Source organism: Streptomyces chilikensis (assembly GCF_001642695.1).
GTDB lineage: Bacteria > Actinomycetota > Actinomycetes > Streptomycetales > Streptomycetaceae > Streptomyces > Streptomyces chilikensis.
In genome coordinates this window covers 3447764-3457929 of sequence record NZ_LWCC02000005.1, presented here as the reverse complement: position 1 = coordinate 3457929, position 10166 = coordinate 3447764, and the positions used below count along the sequence as shown (strand labels likewise).

Below are 10166 nucleotides of genomic sequence, written 5' to 3'. Positions count from 1 at the left end.
CGGCAGCGACCCGGCGGTCCGGCGGGCGGCGGCGGTGCCCGCCCGGCCTCCGGCGCCGGTCCCCGCCGTGACCGCCCTCCCGCCTGGGCCCGCCCCCGGGCCGCGGACGGGCCACGCGACAGGCCACGGGACGGGCCGCGAGAGAGGAAACGATGCGCGATGAACGACCTGTCGTTCCCGGTCCCCCTGTGGGCGTGGATCGCCGTGACCGCCGTCATCGCCGTCATGCTCGCCATGGACCTGGTCGCCCACCGCGGCGACCACGTGATCGGCTTCCGCGAGGCGGCGATCTGGAGCGGCGTGTGGATCGCCGTCGGCCTGGGCTTCGGCCTCGTGCTGTGGGCCTGGCAGGGCGGCGAGGTGTCGTCCACCTACTTCGCCGGCTACCTGATCGAGAAGGCCCTGTCGATCGACAACGTCTTCGTCTTCGCGCTGGTCTTCTCGTTCTTCGCCGTCCCCGACGCCTACCAGCACAAGGTGCTGTTCTGGGGCGTCTTCGGCGCCCTCGCCGCACGCCTGGTGTTCATCCTCGTCGGCGCCGAACTGCTCCGGGTGTTCTTCTGGACCGCCTACGTGTTCGGCGCGTTCCTGATCTGGACCGGCTGGAAGATGGCCGTCTCCAAGAACGAGGAGGTGCACCCGGACCGCAACCCGGTGGTGCGCCTGGTCAGGAAGCTGGTCCCCACCGACCCCGAGTACCACGGCAACCGGTTCTTCGTCCGTCTGGACGGCAGGCGGGTGGCCACGCTGCTGTTCGTGGTCCTGGTGTCGGTGGAGGCGACCGACCTCGTCTTCGCGATCGACTCGGTCGCCGCCGTGCTGGCGATCACCACCAACACGTTCCTGGTGTGGACCGCCAACGCCTTCGCCGTCCTCGGCCTGCGGAGCCTGTACTTCTGCCTGGCCGGGCTCCTGCGCCGGTTCCAGTACCTGCACTACGGGCTCGCGGTGCTGCTCGTCTTCGCCGGCGTCAAGCTCATCCTGTCCGAGACGCCCGTCGGCAAGCTCCCCATCCCGCTCACCCTGGGGGTCATCGCGGCGACCATCACCGTCTCGATCGTCTGGTCGCTGGTGGCCACCCGCGGGGACGACGCCGGGGGGACCGGGGGCACCGGCGGGCCGTCCGCCGCTGCGGATCCTCGTCGCCCGGCGGCCGAACGCGGCCGTGACGACCGCGGGAACCCGCCCTGACCGCCCCGTGACCGCCGTGAGCGCCACGCGGGACGCTCCGCCGGGGGCCGCGCCCCGGCGTCGTCCACCGGGCCCGGCGGCGAGGGACCCGGGGTCAGGGCCCCGGCGGGGGCGGCCCCAGGGTCAGCAGCAGCGGCCCCGACGGCGCCGTGACCATGTCGGAGACCGTCAGCGGGTCGAGGGAGGCGTAGAAGGCCTCCTGGGCCTGGCGGAGGGCGCCGCGCAGGCGGCAGGCGGGGAGGACGGGGCAGGGGGTCGCGCCGCCCTCGCAGTCGACGACCTCGCCCTCGCCCTCGAAGGCGCGGACCACCGCGCCGACGGAGGCGGAGCGGCCCGCGGCGGTGAGGGAGAGGCCGCCGCCCCTCCCCCGCCGGGCGTCGACCAGCCCCCTGCGCTGGAGCTCGGCGACCACCTTGGTGGTGTGGGTGTACGGGACGGCGATGGCCTCGGCGACCTCACGGGTCGTCGGGGTGGCGTCCTCCGCGACCGTGGCCAGGCGCATGAGGACGCGCAGGGCCAGGTCGGTGGATCGGAGGAGTCGCATACGCCAAAGGTAACCCGCTGGTCAGGTCCTTCATTCCGCGCGGGCGGGCGCGCCGTCCGGGCTGGGCAGGTGGGTGGCGACCACGCGGCCGGTCCGGTGCTCGCGGCGGTCGGCCAGCAGGGACAGGCCCGCCACGCCGAGGCCGAGGACGGCCAGGACCGCGCCGACCGGGGCCGGCGAGGTCACGCCGAGGCCGGCGGCGAGGGCGAGGCCGCCGACCCAGGCGCCGCCCGCGTTGGCGAGGTTGAAGGCGGCCTGGTTGGCGGAGGAGGCCAGCGAGGGGGCGGAGGCCGCCCGCGTCATCACCATCAGCTGCAGCGGCGCGCCCAGCGTGAAGCCGGCGACGCCCAGCATCAGCACCGCCGCCGCGCCGCCCGCCCTGGTCTCCATGAGCACCGGGTACAGCAGCAGCGTGACGGTCATGGTGGCGAGCCCGGCGAAGATGGTGCCGCGCGGCGAGCGGTCGGCGAGGCGGCCGCCGACCAGGTTGCCGATGGTGGCGCCCACGCCGAACAGGGAGAGCACCAGCGTGACGGAGGCCTCCGCGTACCCGGCGGCGTCCGTCAGCATCGGGGTGATGTAGCTGAAGGCGGAGAACAGGGCGCTGCCGCCGACGACGGTGGTGGCCAGGACCAGCCAGACCGACACCGACCTCAGCGCGGCCATCTCGCCGCGCAGGCCCACCGGGGCCGCCGTCCGGGCGGTGCGCTCCTCGCGGGGCACCAGCAGGGCCAGCGCGGCCACCGCGGCGACGCCGATCAGGCATACCGCGCCGAAGGTGGCCCGCCAGCCGAGTTCCTGGCCGAGCAGCGTGCCGACCGGGACGCCGACGATGTTGGCGACGGTCAGGCCGGTGAGCATCATGGCCACCGACCGCGCCCGCTTCTCCGGGGCGACGAGGGTGGTGGCGACGACCGAGCCGACGCCGAAGAACGCGCCGTGCGGCAGGCCGCTGAGGAAACGGGCGGCGAGCAGCCAGGTGTGGTCGGGGGCGAGCGCCGACAGTCCGTTGCCGACGATGAACAGCCCCATCAGCCAGAGCAGCACCCGGCGGCGCTCCATGCGGGCGGTGACGGCGGCGAGCAGGGGCGCGCCGACGACCACACCGAGCGCGTAGGCGGATATCAGGTGGCCCGCGGACGGGATCGAGACCCCCAGATCGGCGGCGACCTGCGGCAGCAGGCCCATCATCACGAACTCGGTGGTGCCGATTCCGAAGGCGCCTACAGCTAGGGCGAGCAGGGCCAGTGGCATGGGGCGTGTGCCTTTCAGCAAGGGGTGGTCACGGCCGGAGGGGTCTTGCCCAGCGAGTATGTTCCACTCCGCAACAAAACCCTGGCCGTCAGTATTTCAGAGGCCGGGGGGCCTCGTTCCCGGCGGAGCGGTGAACATCTGGTGTCGGCCTCAGCGTACGGACACGCGGGCGGCGAGCGGCAGGTGGTCGCTGCCGGTCGCCGGGAGCGTCCAGGAACTGACCGGCTCGACCCCGCGGACCATGATCTGGTCGATCCGCGCCATCGGGAACGAGGCCGGCCAGCTGAAGCCGAAGCCGCTGCCCGCCGCGCCCTGGGTGGAGCGCATCTGGGAGGTCACCGCCCGCAGCGCGCGGTCGTTCATGGTGCCGTTGAGGTCACCGAGCAGCACGACCTTCCTCAGCGGCTCCTTGGCGATGGCCTCGCCGAGCGCGTCGGCGCTGCGGTCGCGTTCCCGGGCGGTGAACCCGGCGTCCAGCCGGACGCGGACCGAGGGCAGGTGCGCGACGTAGGCCTTCATGTCGCCGAAGGGCGCCTCGACGGTGGCGCGCATGGCGCGGGTCCAGCCGAGCCCGATGTCCACCGGCTGCACGTCGCGCAGCGGGTACCGGCTCCACAGGCCGACGGTGCCCTGCACCGAGTGGTAGCGGTAGGTGGAGGCCAGCGCCTTCTCGTAGACCGGGACCGCCGTCTCGGTCAGCTCCTCCAGCGCCACCACGTCCGCCCCCGAGGCGGCCACGGCGCGGGCGGTGCCCGCCGGGTCGACGTTGCCCGCGTTGACGTTGTGGGTGACGACGGTCAGGTCGCCGTCCGCCGTCGGGTCGGTCTTGTCGGACAGCAGTCCGCCGAAGAGCCCGGCCCAGACGAACGCGGGCAGCAGCCCGGCGATCACCGCGGTGGCCGAGCGGCGCAGCAGCGCCCCCAGCAGCAGGAGCGGGATCAGCAGCCCGAACCAGGGGAGGAACGTCTCGCCGAGGCTGCCGAGGTTGCCCACCACGTTGGGCACGTGCGCGTGCAGCCGCATCACGAGGGCGAGCAGCACGGAGCAGGCGGCCAGCACCAGGCCGCGGCGCCACACGCCCGGTCCGGCGAGGCCGTCGCCGACGAGGCGGCGGAGCCGGCGGTGGGCCCAGCCGCGGAACCGGCGTGGGCTCCCGGGGTCCCGGCCCTCGTCGTCCGTCTCCGTCGCGAACGCCTGCTGCGTCATCCGCCGCCTCACCACCTGCCGTGCATAACCGTCCGTACCTGGGGTCGTACGGCCTGTACTCCTCGTACGCGTGTCTACGACCCTATGGCATGTCCGGTTTCGGTCCCGCCGGGCGCTCGGGAGCATCTCCCGTCACGCGGCGCCTTACAAGAGGTGGGACGACCAACCGGAAGGAACGGGTTCCACCAGGGGGGCCGCGAAACCACCCTCGGTGACGCGAACCGCACGTCCCGCGTCCCCCTCTTCTCCTCCGCCGGGTCAGGTGCAACCATGGAAATGGTCCGGGGACGCCGTGAGGGCGCCTCGAGATGACATATGAAGGAGCCGTTCCATGACGCAGCTTCAGGCTGCCCAGAAGAGCCCCGACGGCGGTGGGAAGGCGCTCTACGGCGGGAAGAGCAACCGCCGGGTGACCGTCCGCGACATCGCCCTGGCCAAGGAGCGCGGCGAGCGCTGGCCGATGCTGACCGCCTACGACGCGATGACGGCGTCCGTGTTCGACGAGGCCGGGATCCCGGCCCTGCTGGTCGGCGACTCGGCCGGCAACTGCCACCTCGGGTACGACACCACCGTCCCGGTCACCCTGGACCAGATGGTCATGCTGACCGCGGCCGTGGTGCGCGGCACCGGCCGGTCGCTGGTCGTGGCCGACCTGCCGTTCGGCTCGTACCAGGAGGGCCCGGTGCAGGCGCTCCGTTCGGCGACGCGGCTGGTCAAGGAGGCCGGCGCCACGGCCGTCAAGCTCGAGGGCGGCGAGCGGTCGCACGAGCAGATCAAGCTCCTGGTGGACTCCGGCATCCCGGTGATGGCCCACATCGGCCTCACCCCGCAGTCGGTCAACTCCATGGGCTACCGGGTGCAGGGCCGCGGCGAGGAGGCGGCGCAGCAGCTGCTGCGGGACGCGAAGGCCGTGCAGGACGCGGGCGCGTTCGCGGTCGTCCTGGAGCTGGTGCCGCGCGAGCTGGCCGCGGAGGTCACCCGCACGCTGCACATCCCGACGGTCGGCATCGGCGCCGGCCCGGAGTGCGACGCGCAGGTGCTGGTGTGGACGGACATGATGGGCCTCACCCCCGGGCGCGTCCCGAAGTTCGTCAAGCAGTACGCGGACGTGCGCCGGGTGATGGGCGACGCGGCGAAGGCGTACGCCGAGGAGGTCGTGGGCGGAACGTTCCCGCTGGAGGAGCACTCCGTGCACTGACCCGCGCCCCCGGGCGCCACCCCGGGCACCGTCCCGGGGACCACCCGAGAGCCACTGTGAGGACAGCCCGCCGATCCCCCCGTCGGCGGGCTGTCGTGCTCCCCGCCCCCGCTCCTGCGCGCGCCCGCCGCACCGGCGCCCGCGCGCCCGCCGGACCCGCGGCGCCTCCCCGCCGGACGGCTGTCGGGGCGCTGTCGGAGAAATGTCGGCGCGGTGTCGGTGACGCCTGACAGCGTGGACGCCATGACACGCGACGACGACAAGACGCCCGCCTCCGCGGTCTCCGTCCGGGGGCTCACCAAGCGGTACGGGGAGACCCGCGCCCTGGACGGGGTGGACCTGGACGTGAAGGAGGGCACGGTCCTCGGCGTGCTGGGTCCCAACGGCGCCGGCAAGACCACCCTGGTCCGCATCCTCTCCACGCTGGTCGTGCCCGACGAGGGGCGGGCGACCGTCTCCGGGATCGACGTGCTGCGGCAGCCGCGCCGGGTGCGTCGGGTGATCGGCCTCACCGGCCAGTACGCCTCGGTCGACGAGAAGCTCTCCGGCCGGGAGAACCTGTACCTGATCGGCCGCCTCCTCGACCTGCCGCGCAAGGCGGCGCACTCCCGCGCCGACGAGCTGCTGGAGCGGTTCTCGCTCACCGACGCCGCCCGCCGCCCCGCCGCCACCTACTCCGGCGGCATGCGCCGCCGCCTGGACCTGGCGGCGTCGATGACGGGCCGCCCCCAGGTGCTCTTCCTGGACGAGCCGACCACCGGGCTGGACCCGCGCACCCGCAACGAGGTGTGGGACGAGGTGAAGCGGATGGTCGGGGAGGGCGTGACCGTGCTGCTCACCACCCAGTACATGGAGGAGGCCGAGCAGCTGGCGGGCGAGCTGGCGGTGATGGACCGCGGCCGGGTGGTCGCGGGCGGAGGCATCGACGAGCTGAAGGCGAAGGTCGGCGGCCGCTCGCTGCGGATACGGCCGGCCGACCGCGCCGACCTCGAGCCGCTGGCCGCCGCGCTGGACGCGCTGGGCGTCACCGGCCTGGCCTCGGTCGCGGTGGACGCCGAGCGCGGCTCGGTGCGGGTGCCGGTGCTCAGCGACGAGCAGCTCACCGCGGTGCTCGGGGCGGCCGCCGCGGGCGGCATCACCCTCGCCTCCGTCGTCACCGAACTGCCCAGCCTGGACGAGGTGTTCCTCTCCCTCACCGGACACAAGGCGTCCGACGCGTCCGGCACCGGCACCGCGGCCGGCGCCGCCCCGAAGCTCGAGGAGGCCGCCGCATGAGCGCCACCACCGTCACCGTCCCCGCCACGCCTGCGCGCGAGGCGGCCGACGACCACATCGGCCTGCGCGGCCATCTGAGGCACACCGGTGCGCTGATGCGCAGGAACCTGCTGTGGATCCGCCAGGACCCGGAGTCCATGTTCGACGCCGTCCTGATGCCGATCGTCTTCACGCTGCTGTTCGTGTACGTCTTCGGCGGCTCCATCGGCATGTCGCTGGGCGGCGGCCGGGACGAGTACGTGCAGTACCTGGTCCCGGGCATGCTCGCCATGATGGCGCTGTCGATGTCGATGTCGGTGGGCACCGGCTTCAACCAGGACATCCAGAAGGGCGTCATGGACCGCTTCCGGTCGCTGCCCATCGGACGCGGCTCGGTGCTGTTCGCCAAGATCGCCGTGGAGCAGCTCCGGGTCCTGCTGTCGACCGTGATCCTGCTGGTGGTCTCCCTGCTGGTCGGCTTCCACGTCGAGAGCGCGCTCGGGCTGCTGGCCGCGGTGGGCCTGTCGATGCTCTTCGGGTCCTCCCTGATGTGGGTGTTCCTCGCCATCGGCGTCACCGCGAAGAGCGCCCAGTCGGTCCAGGGGCTGGGCTTCCTGGTGATGATGCCGCTCCAGTTCGGCTCGTCCCTCTTCGCCCCGACGTCCTCGATGCCGGGCTGGCTCCAGGCCTTCGCCGACTGGAACCCGCTCTCCGCCCTCGCGGACGCCTCGCGCGGGCTGATGATCGGCGGCCCGGTCGCCCGCGACCTGTGGGTCACCCTCGGGTGGACGGCGCTCCTCACGGCGGTCATGGCGCCGTACGCCGTCCGCAAGTTCACCACCCGCGGCTGAGCGGCGGCCCGGGCGGGCGCTCACACGAGGGCCGCGGCCTCCTCCACGGGCAGGCCGCGGCCCTCCGCGTACGCGGCCTCGTACGCGGCGTCGCCGAGGGCCGCGCGCAGGACCGTCTCCGCGTGGTCGCGCAGGCGGCGCTCGGCGACGCCGCTGAGGTGGTCGTGTCCCATGGCGGCGACGGCCGCGCCGAGGCAGCGGGCGCCGTCCCGGGCGCGGCGTCCGCCGTCCACGGCGGCCAGGGCCACCGACGCCACGGTCAGCAGGAAGGTGCGGATGTGCGGCGCGATGGTGCGGGCCAGCGCGTCGCCCGCGCCGACGAGGGCCCGGCGGACGCGGTCCAGGGCTTCGTCGGACCTGCCCTCGTCCATCGCGTCCAGCAGCGCCTCGGAGCCGGTGATGAAGGAGTCGAAGACGATGAACGCCGCCGCCGGGAACTCCTCGCGGATCTCCCGCAGGTATCCGCGGGCCTCCGCGATCCGCCCGGTGACGCCGAGCCAGCTCGCCAGCACGATCCGGGCGGCCGGGCCGGCCTCCTGGTCGCCGAGCGGCCCGGCGGCGATGACCTCGCGCAGCAGCCGCTCGCCGCGCTCGGGCCGGCCGGTCTCCAGCAGGACGCCGCCGAGGCGTGCGCGCAGCACCTCCCGCTGCGCGTGGGCGCCGAGCAGTTCCACCTGTTCCACGGCCTGCCGGTAGTCGTCGGCGGCCTGCTCGAACCTGCCGCGGCGCTCGTTGGCGGCGGCCCGCGCGCAGAGCCCCTCGGCGATGCTCCAGACGTCCCCGAGACGGCGGCAGATCTCCAGCGAACGGTCCGCGTCGGCGACCGCGTCGCCCTCCCAGTCGGGACGGTTGGCGACCAGGTTCGCCCGCGTGTGGAGGGCGAGCGCGTGCTCCCAGGCGTGGTCGGGGCGGCCGGCGGTGGTCCGGACGGCGGCGTCCACGATCTCCCGGAGCCGGTCGACCTGGCCGGTCAGCAGGACCGCGAAGAACCACAGGTTGCCGGGGTTGCGGCAGACCTGCGGCATGCCGGGTTCGTACGCCGCGGCCATGGAGCGCAGTTTCTCCTGTGCCTCGGGGTTCTGCCACGCCTGCAGTTCGCCCTGCATGTCCATGCACGCCAGGTGGACCAGGTGCACGCCCCGGCGGGCCTCCTGGAGCAGGTCGCCGGTGAGCGGCGGGGGCTTGTCGGTGCAGCGCTCCCACAACGGGACGGCCGGGGGCGCGTCCCGGGTGAAGGGGCTGGGGCCGAGTTCCAGCACCGCGCTGCTCCACTGCCGGGCCTCGCCGCGCAGGCCGCGGATCTGCCAGAACCAGGCGAGGGAGAGCACCAGGCACAGGCCCTCCTGCTCGTCGCGTTCGGTGACGGCGGTGCGCAGGGCGGTGCGCAGGTTCTCGTACTCGGTCTCCAGGCGTCCGACGGCGTCGAACTGGTGGTGGCCGCGCAGCAAGGGGTCGGTCCTGCGGGCCAGTTCGCGGTAGTGCGCGAGGTGGGCGCGGAACGCCGCGCCGTGCTCGCCGGCCTCCAGGAGGCGCTCGCGGGCGTATTCGGCGACGGTCTCCAGCAGGCGGTAGCGCATCTGGCCGCCGCCCGAGGAGGCCGCCACGACGAGGGACTTGTCGACCAGCGAGCCCAGTGCCTCCAGCGCCTCCGGGCCGCAGACCGCCTCCGCGGCCTCCAGGTCGCAGCCGCCGGCGAAGACGGACAGGCGGCGCAGCACGGCCCTCTCGTGGTCGTCCAGCAGGTCCCAGGACCAGTCGACCACGGCGCGCAGGGTCTGCTGGCGGGGCAGGGCGGTGCGGCTGCCGGAGGTGAGGAGGCGGAACCGGTCGTCGAGCCGGTCGGCCATCTGGCGGGGGGTGAGCATCCGCAGGCGGGCGGCGGCGAGTTCGATGGCCAGCGGGAGGCCGTCGAGGCGGCGGCAGATCTCCGCGCAGGCCTCCGCCGTCTCCGGGTCGGTGTCCACCCGGAAGCCGGGGCGGGCGGCGGCGCCGCGGTCGGCGAGCAGGCGCATCGCGTGGGGCTGCGGCAGCGGGTCCACCGGGCGCACCAACTCGCCCGGGACGCCGAGGGGTTCGCGGCTGGTGGCGAGCACGGTGAGGTTGGGGCAGCGGGCGAGCAGCTCCTCGGCGAGGCGGGCGGCGGCGTCGACGACGTGTTCGCAGTTGTCGAGGACGAGCAGCATCCGGCGGCGGGAGCAGTGCTCGGTGAGCCGGCGCAGCGGGTCGTCCTTGCGGTCGGAGACGGCGCGTATCTCCTCGGCGCCGGCGCCGTAGAGGACGGTCTCGCGGCCCCCGACGGCGGTGAGCACGGCCTCGGGGACGGCGGCGGGGTCGTCGACGGGGGCGAGTTCGGCCAGCCACACGCCGTCGGGGGCGAGGCCGGCGGCGGTGCGGGCGGCCTCCTGGGAGAGCCGGGTCTTCCCGGCGCCGCCGGGTCCGAGCAGGGTGACCAGCCGCGCGCCCGCGAGGTCACGGTGGAGGGCGGTGACGTCGGCGTCGCGGCCGACGAAGGAGGTCAGGGGGGTGCGGAGGTTGCCGGGCGCGGATCTGTGCGCGGGGGCGGCCGCGCCGTGCCGGGCGGCCCCGCCCGCCGGGTCCGTCCCGGTGGAGCCGCCGTCCCGTGCGGCCGCGTCGGCGTCGGCATCGGCGCCGGCAGCGGCGGCGGGGT

At 74.4% G+C, this 10166-nt stretch carries 8 protein-coding genes; 4 read left to right on the top strand and 4 right to left on the bottom strand.

Going from position 1 to position 10166, the window contains the following annotated elements:
- Positions 1-159 precede the first annotated feature (159 nt).
- A complete protein-coding gene (locus A2U95_RS15425) occupies positions 160-1191 on the top strand; it encodes a TerC family protein (protein WP_166022913.1) in 1032 nt (343 codons plus the stop codon).
- A gap of 94 nt (positions 1192-1285) precedes the next feature.
- On the opposite strand, the gene A2U95_RS15420 is transcribed toward A2U95_RS15425, so the two are convergent.
- From A2U95_RS15420 to A2U95_RS15410, 3 genes are all read right to left on the bottom strand, one after another.
- Positions 1286-1735 (bottom strand): RrF2 family transcriptional regulator, encoded by a 450-nt coding sequence (locus tag A2U95_RS15420; protein ID WP_166022911.1) that lies wholly within the window; start codon positions 1733-1735, stop codon positions 1286-1288.
- A 30-nt stretch (positions 1736-1765) separates the two neighbouring features.
- Positions 1766-2989: an MFS transporter gene (locus A2U95_RS15415; protein ID WP_166022909.1), complete on the bottom strand. Its 1224-nt coding sequence runs from the start codon at positions 2987-2989 to the stop codon at positions 1766-1768.
- Positions 2990-3139: 150 nt separating this feature from the next.
- On the bottom strand, positions 3140-4195 hold the full coding sequence (locus tag A2U95_RS15410; RefSeq protein ID WP_166022907.1) for an endonuclease/exonuclease/phosphatase family protein: 1056 nt from the start codon (positions 4193-4195) through the stop codon (positions 3140-3142).
- A gap of 331 nt (positions 4196-4526) precedes the next feature.
- On the opposite strand from A2U95_RS15410, the gene panB reads away from it, so the two are divergent.
- From panB to A2U95_RS15395, 3 genes are all read left to right on the top strand, one after another.
- The gene (gene panB / locus A2U95_RS15405; protein WP_166022905.1) at positions 4527-5393 is read left to right on the top strand and encodes a 3-methyl-2-oxobutanoate hydroxymethyltransferase; all 867 of its coding nucleotides are present in this window, start codon (positions 4527-4529) and stop codon (positions 5391-5393) included.
- 243 nt (positions 5394-5636) lie between these two features.
- The gene (locus A2U95_RS15400) at positions 5637-6668 is read left to right on the top strand and encodes an ATP-binding cassette domain-containing protein (RefSeq protein ID WP_166022903.1); all 1032 of its coding nucleotides are present in this window, start codon (positions 5637-5639) and stop codon (positions 6666-6668) included.
- Complete coding sequence (locus A2U95_RS15395) at positions 6665-7498, top strand: ABC transporter permease (protein WP_166022901.1); 834 nt, start codon at positions 6665-6667, stop codon at positions 7496-7498. Before A2U95_RS15400 ends, A2U95_RS15395 begins: the two co-directional genes overlap by 4 nt.
- Before the next feature lie 20 nt (positions 7499-7518).
- On the opposite strand, the gene A2U95_RS15390 is transcribed toward A2U95_RS15395, so the two are convergent.
- Positions 7519-10166 (bottom strand): ATP-binding protein (locus A2U95_RS15390; protein ID WP_206282890.1); only part of this gene is annotated, 2648 nt, incomplete at its 5' end.